The organism is Streptomyces albidus (ex Kaewkla and Franco 2022), from assembly GCF_013870515.1.
Lineage (GTDB): Bacteria > Actinomycetota > Actinomycetes > Streptomycetales > Streptomycetaceae > Streptomyces > Streptomyces albidus.
This window is the reverse complement of record NZ_JACBXA010000002.1, coordinates 54,647-78,754: the sequence shown is the minus strand read 5'-3', so window position 1 is coordinate 78,754 and position 24,108 is coordinate 54,647. Positions and strand designations below refer to the sequence as shown.

At 67.4% G+C, this 24,108-nt stretch carries 18 protein-coding genes and 1 riboswitch; of the genes, 10 read left to right on the top strand and 8 right to left on the bottom strand.

All coding sequences use genetic code 11. The features are described 5' to 3' along the window. Window positions 1–33 precede the first annotated feature (33 nt). The 3 genes from H5J26_RS00855 (at window position 34) to H5J26_RS00845 (ending at window position 2,569) form a co-directional block, all read left to right on the top strand. Window positions 34–324, top strand: coding sequence for a hypothetical protein (locus tag H5J26_RS00855; RefSeq protein ID WP_181763669.1), 291 nt, complete (start codon window positions 34–36; stop codon window positions 322–324). Between the two features lie 366 nt (window positions 325–690). After that, the gene (locus tag H5J26_RS00850) at window positions 691–2,034 is read left to right on the top strand and encodes a M14 family metallopeptidase (RefSeq protein WP_181763668.1); all 1,344 of its coding nucleotides are present in this window, start codon (window positions 691–693) and stop codon (window positions 2,032–2,034) included. 361 nt (window positions 2,035–2,395) lie between these two features. Next, window positions 2,396–2,569: a hypothetical protein gene (locus H5J26_RS00845; protein WP_181763667.1), complete on the top strand. Its 174-nt coding sequence runs from the start codon at window positions 2,396–2,398 to the stop codon at window positions 2,567–2,569. Here H5J26_RS00845 and H5J26_RS00840 read toward each other — a convergent pair. Beyond that, window positions 2,557–3,012, bottom strand: coding sequence for a MarR family winged helix-turn-helix transcriptional regulator (locus tag H5J26_RS00840; RefSeq protein WP_181763666.1), 456 nt, complete (start codon window positions 3,010–3,012; stop codon window positions 2,557–2,559). The genes H5J26_RS00845 and H5J26_RS00840 overlap by 13 nt on opposite strands. Before the next feature lie 114 nt (window positions 3,013–3,126). On the opposite strand from H5J26_RS00840, the gene H5J26_RS00835 reads away from it, so the two are divergent. The 4 genes from H5J26_RS00835 to H5J26_RS00820 all read left to right on the top strand — a co-directional run bounded on the left by H5J26_RS00835 (window position 3,127) and on the right by H5J26_RS00820 (window position 8,522). Beyond that, on the top strand, window positions 3,127–3,540 hold the full coding sequence (locus tag H5J26_RS00835) for a DUF1398 family protein (RefSeq protein WP_181763665.1): 414 nt from the start codon (window positions 3,127–3,129) through the stop codon (window positions 3,538–3,540). 330 nt (window positions 3,541–3,870) lie between these two features. Next, a complete protein-coding gene (locus H5J26_RS00830) occupies window positions 3,871–4,515 on the top strand; it encodes a LysE family translocator (protein ID WP_181763664.1) in 645 nt (214 codons plus the stop codon). A 448-nt stretch (window positions 4,516–4,963) separates the two neighbouring features. Beyond that, a complete protein-coding gene (locus H5J26_RS00825; protein WP_181763663.1) occupies window positions 4,964–6,163 on the top strand; it encodes a right-handed parallel beta-helix repeat-containing protein in 1,200 nt (399 codons plus the stop codon). 601 nt (window positions 6,164–6,764) lie between these two features. Continuing rightward, window positions 6,765–8,522 (top strand): C69 family dipeptidase, encoded by a 1,758-nt coding sequence (locus tag H5J26_RS00820; protein ID WP_235980106.1) that lies wholly within the window; start codon window positions 6,765–6,767, stop codon window positions 8,520–8,522. A gap of 353 nt (window positions 8,523–8,875) precedes the next feature. Here the strand turns inward: H5J26_RS00820 and H5J26_RS00815 are convergent, their stop codons facing one another. After that, window positions 8,876–9,217, bottom strand: a complete 342-nt coding sequence (locus H5J26_RS00815) for a YciI family protein (protein WP_181763661.1) — start codon at window positions 9,215–9,217, stop codon at window positions 8,876–8,878. Window positions 9,218–9,756: 539 nt separating this feature from the next. Beyond that, the gene (locus tag H5J26_RS00810; RefSeq protein ID WP_181763660.1) at window positions 9,757–10,053 is read right to left on the bottom strand and encodes a hypothetical protein; all 297 of its coding nucleotides are present in this window, start codon (window positions 10,051–10,053) and stop codon (window positions 9,757–9,759) included. Between the two features lie 10 nt (window positions 10,054–10,063). On the opposite strand from H5J26_RS00810, the gene H5J26_RS00805 reads away from it, so the two are divergent. From H5J26_RS00805 to H5J26_RS00795, 3 genes are all read left to right on the top strand, one after another. Further along, window positions 10,064–12,157 carry a DUF1996 domain-containing protein gene (locus H5J26_RS00805; protein WP_309237730.1) on the top strand — a complete coding sequence of 698 codons (2,094 nt, stop codon included), beginning with the start codon at window positions 10,064–10,066 and terminating at the stop codon, window positions 12,155–12,157. Window positions 12,158–12,728: 571 nt separating this feature from the next. Continuing rightward, entirely contained in the window at window positions 12,729–15,320 is a 2,592-nt protein-coding gene (locus H5J26_RS00800; protein WP_181763659.1) for a polysaccharide lyase family 8 super-sandwich domain-containing protein, read from the top strand. Window positions 15,321–15,566: 246 nt separating this feature from the next. Then, entirely contained in the window at window positions 15,567–17,786 is a 2,220-nt protein-coding gene (locus tag H5J26_RS00795) for a HelD family protein (RefSeq protein ID WP_181763706.1), read from the top strand. A 410-nt stretch (window positions 17,787–18,196) separates the two neighbouring features. On the opposite strand, the gene H5J26_RS00790 is transcribed toward H5J26_RS00795, so the two are convergent. The 5 genes from H5J26_RS00790 to H5J26_RS00770 all read right to left on the bottom strand — a co-directional run bounded on the left by H5J26_RS00790 (window position 18,197) and on the right by H5J26_RS00770 (window position 23,746). Beyond that, the gene (locus H5J26_RS00790) at window positions 18,197–18,565 is read right to left on the bottom strand and encodes a (2Fe-2S) ferredoxin domain-containing protein (protein WP_181763705.1); all 369 of its coding nucleotides are present in this window, start codon (window positions 18,563–18,565) and stop codon (window positions 18,197–18,199) included. Window positions 18,566–18,700: 135 nt separating this feature from the next. After that, window positions 18,701–18,824: riboswitch (cobalamin riboswitch) on the bottom strand. Window positions 18,825–19,173: 349 nt separating this feature from the next. Further along, window positions 19,174–20,571 (bottom strand): hypothetical protein, encoded by a 1,398-nt coding sequence (locus tag H5J26_RS00785; RefSeq protein ID WP_181763658.1) that lies wholly within the window; start codon window positions 20,569–20,571, stop codon window positions 19,174–19,176. Between the two features lie 172 nt (window positions 20,572–20,743). Further along, window positions 20,744–21,679 carry a LysR family transcriptional regulator gene (locus tag H5J26_RS00780; RefSeq protein ID WP_235980095.1) on the bottom strand — a complete coding sequence of 312 codons (936 nt, stop codon included), beginning with the start codon at window positions 21,677–21,679 and terminating at the stop codon, window positions 20,744–20,746. Window positions 21,680–21,961: 282 nt separating this feature from the next. Beyond that, window positions 21,962–22,795 carry a PIG-L family deacetylase gene (locus H5J26_RS00775; protein ID WP_181763656.1) on the bottom strand — a complete coding sequence of 278 codons (834 nt, stop codon included), beginning with the start codon at window positions 22,793–22,795 and terminating at the stop codon, window positions 21,962–21,964. A 219-nt stretch (window positions 22,796–23,014) separates the two neighbouring features. After that, the gene (locus H5J26_RS00770) at window positions 23,015–23,746 is read right to left on the bottom strand and encodes an SDR family NAD(P)-dependent oxidoreductase (RefSeq protein ID WP_181763655.1); all 732 of its coding nucleotides are present in this window, start codon (window positions 23,744–23,746) and stop codon (window positions 23,015–23,017) included. Window positions 23,747–24,108: the final 362 nt, after the last annotated feature.

The following is a 24,108-nucleotide window of genomic DNA, read 5'->3' as shown; positions in this document are numbered from 1 at the left end:
CTGGACGGCCGGGAAGAGATCAGCGTTCACGAGATGGAGCGGCGCAAGGACGAGACGTTCATGACGCTGCTGCCCCATCTGGACTCGCACGGCATCGAGGCAACTGTCGTGCCCACCTCGGTCGTCACCACCAACAGACCAGCTCTACATCCGCAGTTGCACGCTCGCGTCCCTGCCGGTGATCTCGGTGGCGGTGGCGCGGGTCAGCAGGTGTCCCTCGGGGTCCGTGGACACCTACACGCCGACGGCATCGCGCGGGCGATCACCTCCGAGAGGCGCTCGGGGCGCCCTGCCGGCCACCCGGCGCCGGGTCCGAAGACCTGAGAGATGCCTGCCTCCTCGAAAGCGAGCGACGGTGTGGCTGTCGAATGCCGGAAACAGCCCGATGTCGTGGAACAGCCCGGCAACGTAGAGGAGTTCCGGGCGAAGGGGGTGCCGCCTGCTGCGCGGTGGGCGGTCGCCCACACGTAGGTACGCACCGAATGGTTGAGCAACGCGGGGGTCTGGCAAGCGGTCTCGCCACGTTTGAGGAGGCGTCCTCCCAGGGCTCGACGGCCGGTTCCCCGAACAAGCTGCTCGACAGCTTGTTCTGAGTCAGGATCTACGCACGACACGTATCGCCAGACCCGAAGCGCGCGCACGCCATCCGCGCGCTTCGGGGCACCCCCCACTCCCGATACAGGAGTTGCAATGCGACTTCGCATATTCCGAAAACCGACCAGAGCCCTCATCGCCCTGCTGGCAGTGGTTCTCACGGGGGCGCTCATAGCCACCGCGAACGCCACCGCCTCTCCCCCGGACCGGCCGTCCAACACAGCCGCGGACGAGGACATCAGGCAGTACGAGGTCCATGGGCCCTCCAGCGTCGCCGACCGCACGGCACTCGCCGCCACCGGCGTCTCGCTGGACGAAGTCCACGATCACTCCGTGGTCGTCAGCGCCGACTCGGCCCAGGCCGGCAAGTTGCGCAAGCTCGGGCACAAACTGAAGAAACTGGCCGGGCCCCCTGCCCGTACAGGCGGAAAAGCCCGCAAGCCCGGCGACTTCCCGCCCGACGACTCCGGCTATCACACCTACGCCGAAGCGATGAAGGCGATCGACAAGCGCATCGAGCAGAACCCCGAGATCATGAGCAAGAAGGTCATCGGCAAGTCCCACGAGGACCGCGACATCATCGCCGTCAAGATCAGTGACAACGTCAAGAAGGACGAGGGCGAGCCCGAAGTCCTCTTCACCCACCACCAGCACGCCCGCGAGCACCTCACCGTCGAGATGGCGCTCTACCTGATGGGTGAGTTCGGCGAGGACTACGACTCGGACGACCGGATAAAGAAGGCCGTGGACGGCCGCGAGATCTGGATCGTCCCCGACCTCAATCCGGACGGCGGCGAGTACGACATCAAGTCCGGTTCCTATGAGAGCTGGCGCAAGAACCGGCAGCCCAACTCCGGCTCCGATCAAGTGGGCACGGACCTGAACCGCAACTGGGACTTCAAGTTCGGCTGCTGCGGCGGCTCCTCGGACGATCCCGGCGACGAGACCTACCGAGGCAAGGCCGGCGAGTCCGCTCCGGAAGTGAAGGTCGTCGCCGACTTCGCACGCTCCCGTGTGGTCGGAGGCAAGCAGCAGATCAAGGCGGCCATCGACTTCCACACCTACAGCGAACTGGTCCTCTGGCCCTACGGGTGGACCAACGACGACACCGCCGAGGGCCTCACCCAGGACGACCACGACGCGTTCGAGGCCGTGGGCAAGAAGATGGGCAAGAGCAACGAATACACCGCCGAGCAGTCCAGCGACCTCTACATCACGGACGGGTCGATCGACGACTGGCTGTGGGGCACGGAGAAGGTCTTCGCCTACACCTTCGAGATGTACCCGACGGACGCGGGCGGCGGCGGCTTCTACCCGCCCGACGACGTCATCGAGCGCGAGACGAGCCGCAACCGGGACGCGGTGCTCCAGCTGATCGAGAACGCCGACTGCATGTACCGGTCCATCGGCAAGGAAGGCAAGTACTGCAAGGACGAGTGAGTCGCCAGGAACGCGGACGGGGGGGGTCGGGCACGTGAAGCGCGTGCCCGACCCTTCGTCCGTTCACCCGGGGACCGTCCAATGCGGGTTCGCTCCATGAAGGGCTGAGTCCGCACGCGCCGAGGGCCGCGCACGGCATGTGCGCGGCCCTCGGCGTGTGCCCGGCCCGACGGGAACCGGACGGGCGACGGTGCTTCGTGAAGCGAACCAGCAGAGCGATCACGAACGTTGCGAACCATCAGACTCTGATCTGGGGGTCGTGGGTTCAACTCCCGCCGTCCCGACGCAGATCAGGGGCCTCGTCGAAGAGAGAAGGCCCCTTTTGCATGTCTGACGCCCAACTTTGACGCCAACCCGTCCGGTGGGGGAAGACGGGGCCACCACTGCGGTGGTCGTCGACATGATGTTCTTCCTGACCCTTGCCGCGTACGTCCAGATCACCGACGGGCACAGGCGAAACGGGCTCGTCGCCATCCGACTCGACAGAGGCGGACAGATCGCCCTCGTGCCCTTGGACCGGGATCACTCGGTCTGACGAGAGTTGCTTCCGTCTTCGTGCTGCCGCATCTGATCCATGAGGCGGCGCAGGAGTGCGCGAGCAGCGGTGATCTCGCTCGGCGGGATGCCTGCAGTGAGCGACTCGTGGACCTCAGCAGCTCGGGTCGTGATCCGCTTCAGGGTCTCCTGTCCGGCGGGAGTGAGTGCCAGTAGCGGAGAGCTTCGGTGATCCGGGTTGGACCGGAAGGCCGCAAGGTCTTCGCGTACGAGGTCGTTGGCGACGCGCTGTACCCCTTGGCGAGTGATGCCGAGTCGTCGGGCCGCCTGCGCCACGCTGAGCGGACTCTCGGAGACGACACTCAACAGCTGCCACCGAGCCTGTGTCTGCCCTTCCGCCCCGGCGGTGGCTTCCCCTGACCGGCGCAGCAGACCTGCTGCCTCGTAGATGTCAGCCACCAGCAGGGCCATCTCATCAGCCATGTGCACTCCATCGTGGTCGACTCTGACATTGACAGCATATTGTCATTCTGTATATCTATTGTCAATCAGCCGCGGCGAACCACGCCCGGCGCCGACGCCGTCCTGGAGATGTCCATGAATTACGCGATCAAGAACCTGGGGGCCGCACTGGAGCGTGCAGCCGCCGTACGCCCCAAGGTCGCCGGCTTCCCGTACCTGGCTGAGGCTCTGCGGCAATACGGGGCCACCCGTTGCCAGATGGCCGTCCCGTCGAACGCGATGCTCTACCTGACGGGAGCCGGTCCTGTCGTCGTCCAGGGCGAGCCCCTCGTCACGGGCATGGTCGGCGTCTCGACATTCGACCGCCGGGCGCTCATTGCAGCGCTGCGCGCGGACCAGGCGGGCCAGACCACCCTCCCCGAGTTTGTGCAGGGCTGCTGGGACGCCGGCGTGGTCTGGTACGACGTCGACTTGGATACGCGGACCTGCACCTACTACGGCGCCGACGGTGACAGCTACACCGAGACGTACCCAACCGTCGAGATCTGACAGTCAGCGCCGCTCCCCCAGCGAGCTCTTCAGAGGCGAGCCGGGAAGACCAGGGCACACGATCGTCGTCCTGCTCAACCCGCGCCGACGACGAGAAGACCTCGATTCACCGGGGCATCACCCAGGGCCGAAGAGTCGCCACACTTCCCGACTGACCCCGCAGCCACACGCCCCTTCGCGCTTCGGACCGGTGGAGCCCGGACGGCGTCGGCTGCATGCACGGTCAGCGGTCGTCCGCCTGATGATGCAGGCACGTGCACGCGCCTAGAGCGGACGGTCCGGGGTCTGTTTGCATGGCCCTGAACAAGCAATCCCGGAGGTGAGGGCTACATGGTGCCCGTAGAGAGCCTTCTTGCGTTCGCAGCGATGTCGCTGTTGGTGATCGTGATCCCGGGGCCGAGCGTCCTGTTCGTGATCGGCAGAGCCCTCGCGCACGGACGTCGGACCGCGCTCGCGACAGTCCTGGGCAACCTGGTCGGTTCGTACCTCCTGGTGATGGCTGTGGCTTGGGGCCTGGGCGTGCTGGTCGAGAGATCGGCGACCGTGTTCATGGGCGCGAAGCTGGCCGGCGCGGCGTATCTCATCTACCTCGGCGTCCAGGCGTTCCGGCACCGCAAAGAGATGCGCGCGGCGGACATGGAGGTTCCGGCGGGTGAGCGGCGCAGCGATCTGCGCACGATCCTGGACGGCATCTTCGTGGGGGTCACCAACCCGAAGGGCATCATCTTCTTCGCGGCCGTGCTGCCGCAGTTCGTGGATCACGCTGCGGGCCATGTTCCCGTCCAGATGATGGTGTTGGGCCTGGTCCCAGTCGCCATCGGCATGATGACGGACACGCTGTGGGGCCTAGGAGCATCGGCGGCCCGTTCCTGGTTCGCACGCTCGGACCGTCGCCTGTCCATGGTCGGAGGTGCGGGCGGCTTCGCGATGATCGGCCTCGGCGTGACGGTTGCGGCGACGGGCCGTGCCGACTAGGGATTCTCCGGTGGCCCGCGTCAACACCCGCCCGGCGCCGCCCATGGCCGTGTCCGGCTCAGAGACAAGCCCCCGGAACGTTCATCGGGTGCCCGGACGACACTGAACTGCAGGCTGACACAGGCCGAGTCCCGGGGTTGGTGGGCTGTTGAGTGCCATGGCATTGCGCACTCTTGCCCAGAGCGCCGACCGGAGGCGTACGCGAAGGCTGGTGGAAGTGGGTGCTGGCTCATGCCCGTACCCGCACGCGTCGGCGCTTTCCAGTCCCGTTCCCGGGACCCCGTACGCCCCTCCGCGCTACTTGTTCGCTCTCCGTGCGGTCTGCCTAACTGATGACGTCTAGCGAATGCAATCTGCGCTGTTCCAGAGGCTCGGATCGTCGACTCAAAGGCAGCCTGACCGACTGTGCGACTGCACTGCGGTATTCGCCGAGTCCAAGGAGAAGGCCATGAAGAAGATGATTCTTGTTGCCGCGTTCGCGGCAGTGGCTACGGTGTTCCCGGCGGCACCCAGCTACGCCCAGTCTGTCCTGACCGTCGATGACGACGGAGTGCAGTGCACGAATGCAGGTTTCGACAGTATCCAGGATGCTGTGAACGCGGCTGCGGCAGGCGACGAGATCAGAGTCTGCGCCGGGGAGTACAACGAAACCGTCGATGTGCCCGCCACCAAGCCAGATCTGCGGCTGGTCGGGCCGGTCGCCGACCCCACAGGAACAGCGTGCAGGCAAGCCGGGGCGCCCGATCCGACCACGCACGCGATCATCGAGAACCCCGACGCGACGGCCACTGTCCGGCTGGGCGCGGACGGGGTCAGATTCTCCCGCTTCACCGTTCGGGGAAATACCAGCGGTTCGGGAATCTTGACGAACGCTACACACTCGGGCTACCAGGTTCGTCAAAACAGGGTTCAGAACAATGTGTTGGGGATCTATTTCAACTCCGACGGCAGCAGCCTCTCCGACGTCGAGCAGAACTGTATCCGCGAGAACAATTCTGCAGGTGCCGCGACCGGGAACGGGGTCTACTCGGATCAGGGTCTGGAAAACGCCGATATCGAATCGAATGCTTTGTTCGACCAGAACACCTCCGGAATCACTCTGACAGGTGCGGTGGCGGACGTCGACGATGTCAGAGTCCGGGCGAACGACTCCACCGAAGACGATTCCCTCGTGGCGCTCTTCGAGACCAGCAACGTCACCGTGACCAGGAACACCGCCCGCGCCAACACCGGTTCCGCGATCTTCGTCGGACCTGACAACACAGAGCTGGGGATCACTTCCAACAACGTGACGGGAGCCGCTCGAGGTCTGCGGGCCAATGCCTCCGACTTCGCCGGCCCACCCAGCACCGACGTCACGATCGTCGGCAACGTCATCACAGGCTCCACAGACACTCACGGCATCAGCGCGGCAACGAACTCCCTCACTCAATCCCTCCTGTCCGGGAACATCACCCGGAACAACGCGGGCGACGGCATCAGCCTCGCCCTCGGCAACGGCGACAACCGCCTCGTGGGCAACGCCGCCATCGGCGACGTCGGCCTCGACTGCCGCGACGACACCACCGGCAAGGGCACAGCCGGCACAGACAACACCTGGATCAACAACGTTGGCTCGAAGGCAGATCCTCCGGACATCTGCATCTGACCTCGGCCATTCGTTGGGCCCCCGCCGTCAAGCCGGCGGGGGCCCAACGCCGTTCCAACGATTCGATCTGTGACATCCGTTGGCTGTCAGGCATGCCACTGGTCTCGAACGTCTGTTAACCGTTGAGCAACACCGCGCGATGGTGCTGTCGGGGCTGGGATGCTTCCTGTGCGCTCATTGGCCGCCCCGAGTCTCCCCCGCGGGATCTCAGAGCAGGCAGAGCCGTTGGCGGCCAAGGTCCGAATGCGAGCCGAGTAGCTGCGGACGGAAGCCGAGCGAACCACGACGGCGTTCGTGGAACTCACCAGGCTCTTCGGCCTGGGCGACAGCGACGGGCACTTCCGGTGGTGCGCGAACCGCTGGGCCCGAACCGCTGGGCCGCAACGCCGTGTTCAGCACTTAGGGTGGGCGCCCGTCACGACCACTCCTTGATGGTGGCGACGAGGACACTCGCTCAGGGGAGAACATGCTTCGATCTCGGCCTCGCCCGGCCGCTGCGGCCGCTCTCGCCGCCTCCGTTCTGGCGGTCACCGCACTCGGCACGCCGTCTGTGGCCTCGGCGGAGGACCGTGAGTTCGCCAGATCCAACACGTCGACGGAAATGGGACAGAAGGCAGTTCGGCAGCCGGACAAGTCGTTCGCGACCTACATCGGCAAGAACCGTTCGTCGACCGGTCACACCATGCTCGGGGGCTTCGGGCACGAACCGTCCAGCCACTGGATGGAGCTCGTGCCGGCCCAGCATCATCCCGAGGGTTCCGAGATCACCGTCGGAGCCACCGACGAGGCCGACATGCCTGGCAAGCCGACCAAGATCCCGCAGGCCCGGCACACTTACCGCTATCTCACGTCCAACTACTCCGAGTTCACCGGCATGCCGGCCCCCCTGACCAACGGAGGTCTGAACGAGAAGGGCGTCGCCGCCCGGGACGTCTGGTCCAACTCCCGTAAAGAATTGCTGGACATGACCCCGAAGGACCAGACCGGGCCGCAGTACTCCGACCTCTCCAGAATCGCGATGGAACGCGCCGGCTCGGCACGCGAGGCGGTGGAGATACTCGGCGAACTCATCGACACCCACGGTTACACCACATACGGCGGCAACTCGCACCTGTTCGCGGACGGCGACGAGGGCTGGGTTCTCGTGGAATACGCCGGAGGAAAGGGACTCTGGGCGGCCGAACGGCTTGGCCCCGACGACATCCGCGTCTCGTACCCCGGCTACATCAAGGAATTCCCCACCGACGCCGTGGACGGCAAGAACCCTGACTTCAAGGCATCGAAGAACCTCGTGTCGTTCGCCGAGAAGAAGGGCTGGTACGACCCGTCGAAGGACAAGGTCTTCGATCTGCAGAAGGTTTATCAGGAGCCGTTCCCCACGAAGTCCTTCCCGGTGGGCAAGAACGCGGACCCCAAGGACCCGGCCCCGTACCGCAATCCGGTCTCGCTGGAGAAGGAGTTCGCCGGGCTGGGCAAGGTGAGGCTGGAGGACATGATGCGGATCGTCCGTGACCCCCGCTGGTCCGACGACCGGTCGGGCTACGGGCATGTCGCCGAACTCGACCCCGACCTCCCGGACCCCCGTCTCGCCACTTTGTGGATGGCACCCACAGCAGCCGTGACCGCGCCCTACATACCCGTGGCGATCGGCACCAGGAAGCTCCCGGTCGAGTACACCCAGCACCGGTACATGACTGCCGGCGCCTCGTCCGAGTACCTCGACCCCGAGTACGCCGAGCAGGAGGCGACCGAGTCGGCGACCCAGACCTTCAAGCGCCTCATGTACGCCACCTGCGCCCGCCCGCGTCTGTATCTGGGACGTGTGACAGGCGCCTTCGAAGGGTTCGAGGCCCAGCAGATCAAGGCCTGGAAGAAGGTGCAGCAGAAAGCCGAGGCGGATGCCGACCGGAGCGCGGACATCCTCACCAGCTACACCAACAGGCAGGCACTGGACGGGCTCAAGCTCGGCAACCACCTGCTCGACGACATTCTCACCAAGTCACGAGCCCATGGCGGCCTCCACGAGCCCAGCACCGGCGACACCTCGGAAAACGACGGCAGCACCGCATCGGCGCGCTCCAGGCCGATGGGCCTGCGGGGGCCAGAATCCGCACGTGATCGGATGAACTGCGACACCGGCGGCGGCTGGACGGACGGATCCAGCGTCGACCGGGCCGGCCACTACGGCGATCCGGCCAAGGTGCCCGACTACTCCGCTGCCCGCGTCTCCGGCCGTACGGCAGCCTCCACCGAGCAGTCTCACGACTCCGCCTGGCAGACCTGGGCTCCATGGAGCATCGCTGGCGTGTCACTTCTCGTGGCTGCGGGCGCGGTATGGCGCTCGCGCCGAAGCGCGTAGACAACACCACGTGCTCGCGAACACGGTCCCTGCCACCAACACGACTGCGACCACTGCGATGCTCAAAGCCGCGGTGACGTTCTTCCTCACGGACACGTAGTCCGGCGGGCACCAACTTCCCGCAGGTCCGCGAACAGCACGCCGATTCGCTTGAGTTGACGGAGGCCTGCTTCCTGGCGACCGGCCCGACCCGGCCTTGTCGCCGGTGATCGGGCGGTCGGTCGCTGCCGTCCCGTGCGCCCGGCGCCATCCCCGTGGCGCTGTCTTGCCGGGCACTCGTCGCACGGCAAGACAGCAGCTCCCACGCCATGCGGCGTGAGCGTGACCTCCTGACTCGAGGCCCGGGGCACCGATCAGAGAGTCGGATCGGGCATGAACTCGCGGACCTCTTGAGCACAGCGGCAGGCCAGGGCGATCTTCGCAGCCCACTTCAGCGCCTCCTCGCGTGAGGGCACGTCAACGACCGCGAATCCACCGAGGGACCCCTTGCCCTCCGGGGGCAGACCGTCGGTGACCGCCCCGTCGGTGGACACGACGCTCGCCTCCTTGTGATCCTTCAGCCCTCCGCCGAGGACCCAAACACCGGCGGCCTTGGCCTCCTTGGCCACCTCGTGCGCGGCCTGGGCCACCTCGAGCAACTCCTCCTCGGGGACAGCCATCGCGCCCTCATCGAAAGAGATCAAGTACTGGGTCATCTCGCGACTCCTTGTCCCGGCGACCTGCTCCGGCCGCACCGCCACCTGTGCCACAACGCCGCGCCTCGGATCCGACACGCTGTCAGCAGAATTTCCCGCTGGACTGTAGGGGCGCTAAAAGACGTTGCCAGCTGCTGGGCGGTGGGGCCTTGCGAGCCGAACCGTCGAAATGGCTGTCCGAGTTGGCGCGGCACTCCGCACTGGTCACCGCTTCCTCACCGTCCCAGCCGAGCAGCGCTCCCTCGAGGTCATCGCCAGGCCGCTGTCAGAACTATCGGCGCGGTCGGCTACCAGCGCGTCGCCGCTACTGGCGAGGCCACGACGTCACCTCTTGGGAATCTCCGACGATTCGGCGCAAATCTGCGCCAACACCATTCAATCCGCTCGGTGGTGCACAGAAGAACGGAGGAGGGAGGCACGGGAGCGATCACCTCCACAAACAAACTTGTTCTGTAAGCGCGAGAACGCCATCTTCGCGGAAACGCTGCGCTAAGCTCACCGCCGTCTTTAGGCCCTCATAGGCCTAGGCCTGTACGCGATCAGACCCGCAATTCAATGGTGTTGTCGTTCGCGACGACCCGCCCAACGCCATTGTCCTCGATCACCTCGCGGCCCTGGGGGACACCGGGCTCGTGGAATTCGAGGCGCTGAATGACGCGAAATGAGTGGAGTGAAGGCAATATGGGAAGAAAAGACCATAGACGCTCACGCAAGGCGAACAGAACGATAGCGATCGTCGCAGCGCTGGTGGTTGGTGGTGGCGGCGCAGCGGCGATAGGTGTGAGCGCCTTCGCGGGGTCGAACGGAGACCCCGCGCCTGCGGCGAGCACGGTCAACTGTCCTGACGTGAGCCTTGCATTGGACCAGGTGCCCAAGGGTGCCAAGGAGCCCGTGGGTCAGAAGCTGGCCACTCTGGACCAGCAGGTCGCGCAGGCTTACGGCCAGTGGAACTCCCAGGAGCAGAGCTCCGAGGAGACCCTCGGCCAGTTGAAGCAGCAGCGCTCGGAGACCATCAAGAGCTTGAGTCAGGACATCCAGAACGCCGGCGGCCAAGTCCCCGACGGCATGGAGTCCATGGCCCAGTGCCAGATGATGCAGGACCAGGCAACCCAGGAAGGCCAGGAAGGCGGGGGCGAGGACGGCAAGCAGGTCCAGGGCCCGGTCGCCGAGGACTTCGTCAACATCGAAGACGTCGCGCCCAACGCCTCGAAGGCCGACGACCCGGGCGGCAGCTTCGAGACGAAGTGCGGCAACAACGCGGAAGAGCACTTCAACTCGGACAACGTGATCGCCGCTCCCGGTGTTCTGAACGGCGCCCACCACGTGCACGACTACGTGGGCAACGAGGACACCAACGGCCAGTCCAGCGACGAGTCCCTCGCCGCAGCCCGTACCACGTGCGCCAAGAACGACCAGTCGACGCACTACTGGCCCGTGATCCGTTCGCTGGACGGCAACGAGGACCAGCGGGGCGCCGTGCAGGAGGGCGACGTCCAGAAGGACCAGGGCGGACAGGCAAAGCCGCAGGGCCAGCGGACCGGTGAAGACGCCGGTCAGGACCAGGGCCAGGGTCAGGACCAGGGCGAGGAGCAGCCTCCGGCCGAAGAGCAGCCCCCGGCTGAAAGCCAGGACCAAGGTCAGGGTCAGGGCGAAGAGCAGCCCCCGGCTGAAGGCCAGGACCAAGGTCAGGGCGAGGGCGAGGACCAGGAACAGCCTCCGGCCGAAGAGCAGCCCCCGGCTGAAGGCCAGAACCAGGGCCAGGGCGAGGAAGACCAGGTGGGCGGCGGCCAGGGTGCCGAAGCCCAGCCGGGCGACGGTGGGGCCAACGACCTCAACCTCGGCAGCATCCTCGAGCCCGACCCCGAGCTGAAGTTCACCTCCGGCGGCGCCGACCAGGTCATCGAGATGCCGCGCTTCCTGCGCATCATCACCGGTGACGCCAAGTCCTTCACCAACGGCGACGAGAACGCCAACGCGTCGTGGAGCTGCGAGGGCTTCGAGGACCGTCAGCTCAAGGACAAGTACCCGATCTGTCCCGAGGGCAAGGCCACTATCCGTACGTTCAAGTTCCAGAACTGCTGGGACGGCCAGAACACGGACAGCGGCAACCACCGCGACCACATGAAGTTCTCGGACGACCAGGGCAACTGCCCCGAGGGCTTCCAGAACGTCCCGCAGCTTCAGCAGACGATCAAGTACGACATCCCGCAGAAGAACTTGCTCAATGCTGACACGCCGTTCGCGGTGGACTCCTTCCCGGAGCAGCTGCACAAGCCCATCACCGACCACAGCGACTTCATCAACGTCATGCCCAGCAAGCTGATGAAGGAGGCCGTGGACTGCATCAACGAGGACAAGGAGTGCCCGGGCGACGCCAGTGACACTGACGGCGGAGAGGGAACGGACTCGAAGCCTGAGTCGCCGTCGAAGCCGGACGATTCCGCCCCGTCCGACTCGACCCCGGACAAGCCGGATTCCGACTCGAAGCCGGACTCGGACTCCAAGCCGGACTCGGACTCCAAGCCGGACTCGGACTCCAAGCCGGACTCCGACGCCAAGCCGGACTCGAACTCGAAGCCCGACTCGGACTCGAAGCCGGAGTCGAACTCGGACTCGAACTCGGACTCCAAGTCGGACGACAACTCCTCGTCGGCCACGAACCGTGATGAGTCGTCCTCGGACTCGGGCTCGGCGGACTCCGAGTCGAAGTCGAAGTCGGAATCGGACGACTCCATCTCGTCGGCCGTGAACGATGATGACCCGTCGCCGGCTGCGGACCAGTCGCCCCAGCTGGCGAAGGACGACAGCGACCTCGCCATCACCGGCTCCGACACCCCGGTCGGGCTGATCGTCGGGATCGCCGTCGTAGTCCTCGCCGCCGGTAGCGCCCAGGTGTGGTGGCTGCGCCGCAGGCGCGCCGCCCAGGACTACATGCTGTGACACGTCGGCTGTGAAAGCCCTGGTCCCGTACTCGCTCGTGGTGAGCGGGTACGGGACCAGGTGTGTCCGAGGAGCCCGCCCTGGTGCCCATTCGGTCGGCGCCAGACACGGACACGGGTGCGCTGCCCGCAGAGCACCGGGGCGCCCGGACCGGCTGGATCGAGCACTCGGCGTGAGCCGTCAGCGCCTCTGGACGGTGGCTTCTCTGTCGACTCCGAGTACTGCGATCACTGTGCAACCCTCTCGGGCTCACTGCGCCTGACGGCATGTCAATTCGCCCGGCGGGCGGGCGGGCGGGTGCCTACGGCTCTTGACGTGCTGGAGCCGTGCGGCGGGAGACGCCATGCCGGGGGGGCTCAGGACCCGCGTGGCACAACACGCCATGCCGCGTACGCCGCCCGCAGACTCGAACGCACCGTGACCGTCAACTGCCCGAAAAAAGCTCCGAGTTCGGAGCACTCATCCCGCTGTGCGGCGTCCTACGGCTGGTACTGACGCGTTGACACCACGGGGGCGCGTTGCTTGGATACGGCGAGCCTTTCCGGCATACGGTCAAAAAGTGGAGCGCCCCATGGAGCTGTCGCGCCGCGCCCTGTTGTCCATGATCCCCGCGAGCGCGCTGCTCAGCCTCGTCGAGCCGCTGCGTGCACGGGCGGCAAGTGCTCCGCGGGACCCGGCCTGGGGGCACCTCCCGGCGAAGCCAGGGGGAGACCTAACCCGGCTTGTCGACAACACGGTCGCCGTCTTGGCAGGCACCGCCGAGGTCAACGCCCGTCCCGAGGTGGCCGGCAAGGTGGCCGCCATCGCCGACGCCGCGCGGGACCGTCTGGACGCGATGGACGCGGCCGGCGACGGTGAGCTGTTCCAAGGACTCGGCGACCTCGGCACCAGCGACAAGAACCTGACGAAGTCCTTCCAGGGCCTCTACGAGATCGCGCTCGCCACCCGTACACCCGCGGATGACAACCCCCTGCACGGCGACGAGGCCGTGCAGCGGCGCTGCATCGACGGCCTGACGTGGCTCTACGACCACTATTACGGCGACCAGTCGAAGGGGTACTACGGCAACTGGTTCAACTGGGAGATCGGCATCTCCCAGCACGTCAGCAAGGTCCTCGTACTACTGAGGGACCAACTCGCCGCCTACCGCCCGGGCCTCACCGCCACCTACGTCGCCGCGATGGACGGCTACCTGCGCAACGGCAAGGACGGAGACGTCGACCTCGACTCCCGCTTCCACACCGGCGCCAACCTCGCCGACATCACCACCGACCGGATCATGCAGGGCGCCGCCCTCAGCGACGACGCCCGGGTCAGCAAGGCCGTCGCCGACCAGCTCACCGTGCTCGCCACGATCGACCCGTACCACCCCCGGCACGGCGTCACGGACGGCTTCTACGCCGACGGCTCCTTCGTCCAGCACGCCTCCGTCGCCTACACCGGCACCTACGGCACCGGGCTGCTCAGCCGTGTCGTACAGACCCTGAAGATTCTGGACGGCACGGCCTACCTGCCGCAGGACGAGATGGCCGCGGTGGCGCGGGGCTGGGTGGTGGACGGCTTCGCACCGGTGATCTTCGAGGGCTGGATGATGGAGGCGGTCAAGGGCCGCGGGGCATCGCGCGAAAAGAGCGGATACGGCGACGCGACCACAGTGCTGGAGGCCGTCACCGACCTCTCCGCCCACTCCTCCGGCGACGACGCCATCGCTCTCAAGGGATATGTGAAGTTCATCCGCGAGGCTTCAAAGGCGCCGCTGGACCCGACCGCGTTCGTCTCCCCCGTGACCGTCGCCCGCTACGCCGACATCCTCGCCGACGGCTCCCTCCCCGCAAGGGACCTCAAGGACGCCTCGTACACGACGGCGTTCAACGCCATGGACCGCACGGTCCACCACCGCCCCGGCTGGGCGTTCGCGCTGGCCCGCAGCTCACGGCGGATCAGCAAGTACGAGTACATGAGCGGCGAGAACCTCAAGCCGTGGTTCCAGGGCGACGGCGCCCACTACTTGTATCTGTCGAAGCAGGACCAGAGGCATGCCTTCGGCGTCGACTACTTCACGGCCGTCTCCCCCTACCGGCTGGCCGGTGTCACGGCCCCGGTGGAGACCCGCAAGACGATCCCCGAACTGTACGGCGCCCAGTGGTACGACAACCCCGACGCCGGATTCACCTCGTCCTCCGAGAAGCAGAACACCTACGTCTACTTCCCGTGCGGCACGGTCTCCCACTCCGGCGGCGCCATTCTGGGCGTCTACGGAACGGCGTCGCTGGTCCAGTCCGACGACGTCGCCTACGCCGCGAAGCAGGCCGGGCGGCTTCCGGACGACTTCGTGGCCTACCGCAACGCCCGCGCCACCAAGTCGTGGTTCCTGCTGGACGACGAAGTCGTGGTGCTGGCAGCCGGAGTGGACGATCCGGCAGGCCGGGCGGTGACGACCACGGTGGACAGCCGCATCGCCGCCGAATCGGACACCGTCACCGTCACGGGACGCCTGCGCGACGGCACGCGCTGGCGGCGCCCCGGCTCGGCGCCACTCGCCTGGCTGCGCTACGCCAACACCAACGAGAAGACAGCCGTCGGTTACGTCTTCCTCGACTCCCCGGACTCACCTCACGGCCCTCGCCCCACCGTCACGCTCGAGACCGTCACCCACAGCCGCCAGGACGTCAACGCCTCCAACCCCGACACCCGAATCACCAAGCAGGTCTTCAGCATCGCCTTCGAGCAGCCGCCCGGCACGCCCGCCGCCACGCTGGCCTACGCCCTGGTGCCGGGCGCCACCGAACGGCAGCTGCGCCGCTACGCGCACGGCCCGCTGAAGGTCCTCGCGAACACCCCGGACCTCCAGGCGATCGCCCACCCCGAGCTGGGCCTGCTCGCCGCCAACACCTTCACGCCGGGCACCCACTTCGCCGGACCACTCGCTGTGGACGGCCCCGCGTCAGTACTCATCCGGCGCGGCCCCGACGGCATCACCACCGTCGCCGTCGCAGATCCGACCACCGAACGCGACAAGGTCACCGTCACCCTGCGCGGCCGCTCTCTGCGTCTGATCTCCGCAGACGACGGTGTCCACGTCACCCGGCCCCCCGGCGCCACCCGAATCGACGTCACCACCCGGCACGCCTACGGACGAAGCTTCGTGGCACGGCTGCGGTAGGAGCCACCCGCACCGGCTGCCGCACTCACCGCCGCCCCGTAGGGGCACTGGTGGACGGGCTCCTCGCACATCGCCGCACAGGCCGGCAGGAACCGGTGATTCCTCAAAAAGAAGAGCCCTGGATGAATTGACATCCGGGGCTCGATTCTGCGTATATTGATCCTTCATGTCTTCACGAAAAGACATGAAGAGGAATTCTTCTGCGAGAAGCATATCGCGTCAGGAGCGGAATTGTCAACCGAGGAAATGCAGCAGGAACAGCAATTCGTCACCGGCCTCTACGCCCGGCTCGATCAACTCAGGGAGCAGGCAGAGAACTCGGTCCGCGACGCGCTCGTGCAGGTCGGGACCGGCTTCCAGGCCAAACTCGAGCGGGATGTGATGGTGGCTGAGCAGTCCGGGCTGCTCAGCGCTATCCACGCGGGAGAGAACGGGCTCTGCTTCGGACGCCTCGACTTCCGGGACGGCGCTACCCACCACATCGGGCGCATCGGAATTCGCCAGGACGACTCGTCTCGTACACCCCTGGTGATCGACTGGCGCGCGGACGTCGCACGTCCCTTCTATCTGGCCACCGGCCATTCTCCGATGGGCCTGCGGCGGAGGCGGCACATCACCACCGAGGGACGCACGGTCACCGCACTCCACGACGAACTGATGGACCTGGACGACGCGACCCGCACCGGCCACGAGGGCGCCGACGAGGTCCTGCTGGCCTCACTGGACGCGGCCCGCACGGGGCGGATGCACGACATCGTCCGGACCATCCAGGCTGAACAGGACCACATCATCAGGGCGCCCCACCAGGGCGTCATGGTGGTCGAGGGCGGCCCCGGCACCGGCAAGACCGTCGTCGCGCTGCACCGGGCGGCGTATCTGCTCTACGAGCACCGGGAGTTGCTGGCCCGTCGGGCGGTGCTGATCGTCGGCCCCAACCCGGCCTTCCTGAGCTACATCGGCGACGTCCTGCCGTCCCTGGGCGAGACCGGGGTGCTGCTGGCAACCCTCGGCGAGCTCTTCCCAGGCGTGCGCGCCACCGGCACCGACAGTCCCGCCGCCGCCGAGGTGAAGGGGCGTACCGCGATGGCAGATGTGCTGGCGAAGGCGCTGCGCGACCGGCAGACCGTGCCCGAGTGGGCGACGGAGATCGACCACGACGACTACGGGACGCTCTTCCTGGAGCGGGCCATGGCGGAGGACGCGCGCCATCGTGCGCGCGAGAGCGGGCTGCCCCACAACCTGGCCAGGCCCGCCTTCACGTTCCACGTCATCGACGCGCTCACCGAGCAACTGGCTGAACGGATCGGCGCCGACCCGTTCGGCGGGCCGAATCTGCTGGGGCCCGACGACATCGCCCAGATGGGCAAGGAGATCGCGACGAACCCTGAAGTCCACGCAGCCGTCGACGAGTTGTGGCCGCAGCTCACCCCGCAGGAGTTCGTCGCGGACTTCCTCGCGGAGCCGGTCCACCTCGACGAGGAGTCGGCAGAGCTGATCCGGCGGCAGGGCGGAGCGTGGACCCAGGCCGACGTACCCCTCCTCGACGAGGCCGCCGAACTGCTGGGCGAGGACGACAGTGCGGCCCGCGCCGCGGCCGCGGCCGAACGCGAGGAACGGATCGCCTACGCCCAGGGCGTGTTGGAGCTTTCCGCCGGCTCGGAGACCTACGAGTACGAGGACGAGGAGTCCGAGGTCCTTGCCGCGCACGACATCATCGACGCCGAGCGGATGGCCGAGCGGCACGAGGAGGCCGACCACCGAAGCGCGGCCGAGCGTGCGGCGGCCGACCGCACCTGGGCATTCGGGCACCTCGTCGTCGACGAGGCGCAGGAACTCTCGGCTATGGCCTGGCGGTTGCTGATGCGGCGCGTCCCGACGCGCTCCATGACGCTCGTCGGGGACCCGGCGCAGACCGCGGAAACGGCCGGACTCGGCTCCTGGAAACGCATCTTGGAACCGTACGTGGGCGACCGCTGGGAGCACGTACGACTGGGGGTCAACTACCGTACGCCCGCCGAGATCATGGACGTCGCGGCCGGGTTCCTGCGGGCGCACACCCGGTCTTTCGAGCCGCCCAGTTCGGTGCGGTCGACCGAGGTGCGGCCCTGGGCGCTACGAGTCACCGCGGACGGTCTCGCCTCCGCCGTCGCGCGGGAGGCCGCAGCGGCCACGGACGGAGGACGGGTCGCGGTCATCGCCCCTGCGACGCTGCACGCGCCGCTCCTCGCGGAGCTGCCGGACGGGGGTCACGGGCAGGCGCCCGACCTCACCCGGGACGTCGTTCTGCTGGACGCACGGCAGGCGAAGGGGCTGGAGTTCGACACGGTCCTGGTCGTCGAGCCCGCGGAGTACGGGGTGAGCGATCTGTACGTGGCACTGACCCGCGCCACCCAGCGCCTCGGAGTACTGCACACCGGCGATCTGCCCGGGGCGCTCGGAGGGCTGGAGGAAGCGGGGCGCCGCTGAGCCGGCGGAGAGGCACGCGGCTTGCTGGTTCTCCGGCGAGGAGGACTTCCCCCCACATGTCCACAAAGGCAGGTAACGGCCGAGTGGTTGGCGCCGACTCTCGGTCGGTCTCGCTGCTCTGGTGACGTCGAGAAGGCGTCACCGAGCGGGCAGTGCTCGGGCCGGCCGAGAGCGCATCCGCCCCTGAGCAAGCACAACAACCCGCACGGCGAACCCGTATTGGTGGAGCAGAGCCGAGGTCGGGCTCATCCCCCAGCGCCCGGATCTTCGCGCCGGCGCGGTGGGCAGCCTGTTGGGCCTGCGGAGGGGCTCTCCCAACGGCCCAGACCAGAAACGGCGTTGAGGGTTTCCGCTCAAGGCGGCCCGGGCCTCGATCTGCGCAGGCCCGGGAGTCGGTAACGGCGGTGGTCTCATTGCCCCTGACCACGGATCGGCGACGCGGCGCGGCGACTCTCGGCGAGCCCTCGTCGCGGCGGCGTGATGACGTGCAGGTCAAGGATCTCCGGCCACGGGGCGACGCCGGGGCCGCCCGCACGCACCCAGGCGGTGACGTCCTCGGTCGCATCCGGGTTGTTGACCAGCCCCAGCCAGACGGGTCGGGCGCCTGCGGCACGGGCCTCGGCGGAAGGCTGTACGACGATGACATTGGCCTGGTCACATACGTCCAGGCAGGCGGACACGCGAACAGGTGCCTCCTCCCGCAGTCGAGCCGTCTGCGCCACGTGATCCAGTCCGGTCACCTTGGGACTGCCGCAGCAGCAGTCCCGGCACACGACGATCCGACACGGCGCAAGGCCGGCCGTCTCCGCTGCCTCCGCTTCGCCGGATGCCTCATCGACCGATGCCTCGGACACGCCGAACCACCCTCTCTCCGGGGAGATCCGCCCCGGTACCCGTCGAGGAGGCGACCGCGTGAGTCTCCTGGCTCTCGGGTCAAGGCTCGTCCCGGCCTTCCCACCTGCTTGAGGCAGTGGCCTGTCGGGGATCCGCTCGCCGATCACAGTGGCGGGACCGCGCCGGATTCACACCGGCTTCCTCGGACCGCCGTCGCCATGTCACCGGCCATCATTCCATCCGGGTGCCGTCCGCTCCCGCGGGCCTCCGCGGGCGCCTATGCGGTGCCAGACGTCGAACTGTGCGAGCGGCAGGGAGGGTTCAGCGCATGCCGTCCGAGCGGGACCGCTGTACAGCCGTCCCTTTGACCTGACGAGCTGTCATGGCGACCGACGCAGCCCCGCGATCCGGTGCCTGACCACCGGCGGCCTCCCGGACTGCGCATCCGTTGCGGCAATCAGAAACAGGGAGGCGTTCGACGACGTGGGCCCGGGTCACCGACCCGGGCCCACGTCGTTCAGAGGAGCGTTCGAACCCCGCGTTCTGCCAGGGATCAGGAGCTTGCCGGAATTTGCCCTTCGGTGATGAGCCACTCGCGGTTCACGGGTGGGAAGTCGATGTGCTTCGAGGGACGGTTGCCGATGATCACGAACGGCAGTTGTGCGTACAGAGAGCTCTCGAGAGTCAGGCCCCCGTACAGCTTCCACGCGCCGCGTCCCTGGGGGTCCTGCCCCGAGTCCGCCAACTGGCCGGTCGCCCGCAGGTACGGGCCGATGAAGGCGACCACTCCCACGGTGTCGTAGAGGCTGACATTCGCCTCGGGGCCGAGTGCTGTGCGCAGTTCGCCCTGGCCGGAGACTTCGGCCCTGCCGCCCGGAAGGGTCTCGCCGTCGGCGTGGGTGTCGGGCTCCCAGCCCGACTCCTTCGCGTACTGCGTGCCCACCTTCACCGATCCGGTCGCGTCCTGGTCGACATCCACCTGTATCCGGCCGTTCGCTTGCACCTTCAGTGCCAAGGTCAACTTCACCGTGACGACGACCGGCACCGGACCGACCATGATCACGGGATGTGCGGTCGCCTCGGCCAGGGGGATGCGCTTCGCGAAGTCGGGTTCGACGGTGCCTTGCACGCGCCAACTGGCCTTGTAGTCCGCGCCGATGCCGATGGATGCGGTCGCGTCCGCGGGGTCGCCCGAGCCGTGACCGTCGTAGGAGAAGTCCACCTCGGGTGAGATGTCCAGGAACCCGCCCAGCGCGGTCCCGGGCTGTTGGCCCGCATCGTCTGCGGAGCCGGGCAGTTCGGTGTCGAAGTCGAAGTGCAGGTTGCTGCTCTTGGCGCCGGCACTGCCCGATTTCTTCCCGGACGCCGATGCTCCGCGGGAGGTCTTCGCGGCGCCTCGTACAACGTCGAGTCCCTTGACCTGCGGGTCGACCTTCCAGGCTGAGGGCGAGACGGGGACCGTCCCGTCGGCATTCGCGCCGCCGAGGACCTCTGCGAGGTTGGCCCGGGAGGTGCGGAGTTCAGCCTTCCCGCCGTCATCGGACCGCACGTCTGTGACCTTGACGAGTGCGCCGGCGGGGGCTGCCTTCGTGGGCGGGCTGGCGATCACGTCGCCCTTGCGGACGTCGATGTTTCCGGTGCCGCCGTCCCGGTCCTTCTGGCTGAGAACGACCTGTCCGGCCTCGGCGTCGTAGGACGAGACGGTGACGTCCGCGTCCTTGACCGTGTTGGGTCCCCGGCGGTCCGACGGGCGGCTGATCCTCGCGGACTCGGACCCGCCCGGTGCGACGGTCAGTTCGGAGCCGGGTCTTCGGCTGTCGTCCGCGGAGAGACCGTCAGGGCCGGCGCCCTCGGTGGTGGTGCCGAACGCGCTCGGAACCGTCATGCCCGCGACCAGCAAGCCGGATACGCAGATCACTGGGAACCAGGCGCGGCTGAATACACGCTTCACGCGGAACCTCTTCGCTCGCGCGGGCACGCGGCCCGTGGGGGGTTGAGCGGTGAAAGCTACTACTCGGTTACTCGGGTTCCAAGCCCTTCGGCGGATACCTGTCCCGGCCTGAGCAATCCGCTCCGGACAGTCCGGTCATATGCGTACCAGAGCGAGACGATGCCCGGGACGTCTACGTCAGTTGATGACTCGCTGCCTTCCGGAGGGCGGCGACGACGGGCCGGTCGCGATCCTGCCTGCGCCAGGCGAGCGCGGTGCTGCATGGCGGAAGGTCGGTGACGTCCACGTAGGCCACGCCCGGGCGTTGATACAGCAACCGGGCTGGTTCCGGGGGGAGTTGAATGCCGTCGCCGAGGGCCACGGCGGTCAGCGCAGGTTCGAACTCGGTGACCTGGTGCGCGGTGTACTGGACTGGCTTGCCGTCCGGCCGGGGGTCGGTGGCCCAGAAGTCACGCCAGCACTTGGGGATCTTGGGTGACCAACCGATGTGCGGGTGGTCGGAGAGCTGCTGGAGAGTCAACGGGCCCTCGGCCGCAAGAGGATCACCGGCCGCCATGCAAGCGACCCGTTTCATGCCGGTCAGCGCCTGCGTCTGGATGCCCGCGGGCAAGGGCGGAAAGACGAATGCCGCGTCCACAGCTCCCTCAAGAAGGATATCGGCGCAGTCGACGAAGCTCATGCGCAGTACTTCCAGCTCAATGCCTGGGTATGTGGCCAGCAGTTCCTCAAGAATGGCCGGGATCGGAGGCAGCGCTGTGACGGCTTCGAAGGATCCGATCACCACTCGACCAGAGGGACCACACGCCTGCCGGCCGGCGGCGAGGCGAAGTTGGTCAGCTGCCTCCACCACCTGGCGAATCTCAGGGAGCAGAGCACACCCCTCCGCCGTGAGACCTGCGGTACGGGTGGTGCGATCAGCCAGCTCGACGCCGAGGCGGCGCTCCAGCGAGCGGATCTGCTGGGAGAAGGCCGGCTGGGTCATGAACGCCCGTTGTGCAGCTCGCCCGAAGTGCAGCTCGTCTGCCAGGAGCAGAAACAGCCGCAACTGATGTGCGCTGGGGTCCCCAGGCCTGACGGCAGGGCCTAACGGCCCTTCAGCTCGCGTCATAGGCGAGAGCGTATCAATGCAAGTCGAAGGCCGATCAAGATGCACTTCCCTCGACCACGTGGGGGCATCAGGCTGATTCACGCGGCACGGACAGGCGGCGGCGCTCAGCGGAACTCGGGGGGAATTCCGGCGCCGCCGCTGTCCAAACGCATGGTGGGGGAACCCGGGCGGAAGTGACCGGGACCATGCTCGCCGTTGCACCGGGCCGGCCTGGCGCCGGGGGCGAGACCACTGATCCCCGGATCTGAGTAGCGGACTCGGCGGCCAGGTCGGACGGGCGGATCAGCGCAGCCCGGCGAACAGATCGTTCTCGGGGACGGCCGCGCCGGTGGAGTCCTTGACACGTACGAAGGTCTCCATGCCCATCAACTCGCCGAACCTCTCCTTGCCCATCCTGAGGAAGAAGATGTTCTCGCCCTGGCTGGCGTGCGCGGCCAGCGCATCGAACTTCTGACCGCTGAATGCGGTGGTGTCCACCCACGTGGTGATCTCATCGTCGGGGAGGCCGATCTCGGCCATCGCGGCGGCCTCGGCAGGATCCGGCTCCGGCATGTCCTCCTGGAACTCGCGGACGGTCTCCCCGAATCGCTGCATGATCGAGCGGGGGACCGTCGTCCAGTACGTCTTCGGCGTCAGCGTGGTCATCTCCAGTGCCGCCATCGTGATGCGGTGGGCCTGGATGTGGTCGGGGTGACCGTAGAAGCCGTTCTCGTCATAGGTGACGACCACATCAGGCCGGTAGTGCCGCATGAGTTCCGCAAGCCGGGCGGCGGCTTCCTCCACGGGGGTCTGCCAGAAGGATCCGGGGGCGTCGTTGCTCGGCCAGCCCGTCATCCCGGAGTCGGCGTAGTCCAGCATCTCCAGATCGCTGACCTTCAGGACGTCACAGCTCGCCTTGAGTTCTTGACGGCGCATCAAGGCGACGGCCGCCGGCTCGTGCGCGGGATCGCCCGGCTTGACACCCCCCGGTCCGTCACCGCAGCCGCCGTCGGTACACGTCACGAGAACCGTGCGGATGCCCTCCGCCGCGTACCGCGCGAGGACCCCTCCGGTTCCGGTGGCCTCGTCGTCGGGGTGGGCGTGTACTGCCATGAGCGTCAAGGGCCGGTCAGTCATGAAGCGTCCTCCTGTAGACATGCGTCTTGGTCCGAGTCGGCAGTGGGCGTACCGCGATCCTGGGGCCCGGCTCCTGGCAGGGCGGACGACCTTGTGGCCTCCGTCTTCCCCGTCCGTGCGGGCGCCGGTCCCTCGGTCGATGCAACCGTGCCGACCGGATCGGTTGTTCCCGGCGCGACCGCTGAAGCGAGTGAGACGGGGCCGGCTCGGCGATTGCGTTCAGTCGACGACTGCGCCGCCGGTGACATTGAACTCTGTGGCGGTCATGGTCGGCGCGCGGTCGGAGGCGAGGAAGGCTGCGGCGTGGGCGACGTCGTCGAGACGAGGACGGCGGCGGAGCAGAGTCGCGCTCGCCTCAGGGTCGTCCTCGGGCGGGCTGGACGGATCGGGCGAGCCGGGAGAGAGCAACCAGGCTGCTCGGATGCCGTGCGGGCCGAGTTCGCCGGCGAGCTGGCGGCACAGACCCGCGAGGGCGGACCAGGCGATGTGGGAGCCGCCGAGGCCAGGGATGGCTTCACGGCCGCCACCCATGGCCAGGATCACCCCGGTGCGGCGGGGGATCATGTGGCGGGCGACGGCGGTGGCCAGAGTCAAGTGGGTGGTGACCGCCTTGGTGACGGGGCGCAGCACGTCTTCGTGGGCCATGTCGACCAGCGGGGTGCCGTGCAGGTCGTCGTTGGAAGTGGCGTTGAAGGCGATGTCGATCCCCACGGAGTGCCGGGCGACGGCGTCGGCGTGCTGCTCGACCGCGGCGGGGTCCGTCGCGTCGAGGGTGGCGACCTCGACGCGACCCCCGAACTCGCCGATGGCGCCAGCCAGTTCCACCAGAGGTGCGTGGGTACGTCCGACCAAGTGGACCGCGGCGCCTTCGCCGGCAAAGACGCGGGCGACCGCGGAGCCGATCGCTCCAGCGCCGCCGTAGACGATGGCGGTCTTGTTCTCCAGCAGCATGACTTCCCCTACTTCATCGAAGCTCGATCAGCCCGGACCCCTCAACTACACCGCGCTCGCAGGCCAGTGCTCATCAACCGCATGAACTTCCGGGCCGATTCACCTGTCTGGTCCGATCCCGCCACGCCTCCGTCTGCCCCGGCGTCGACGCAGTCGCCCGAACGTCACGGAACGCGGTCCGTCACACCGAGGTTCGCTACGCGCCCTCGGGGCCGAGCAAGGTTCAGAAGCAGGCTCTACCAATTCCACGTGCGCGGGTTGCGGGCAGTCTCGTCGACCTCTTCGATCTCGACCCACTCGGTGTCCGCGCATCCCGCAAGAACCGCGGCAGCGACTGCCCACAGACAGGTGACCGCCGGTCC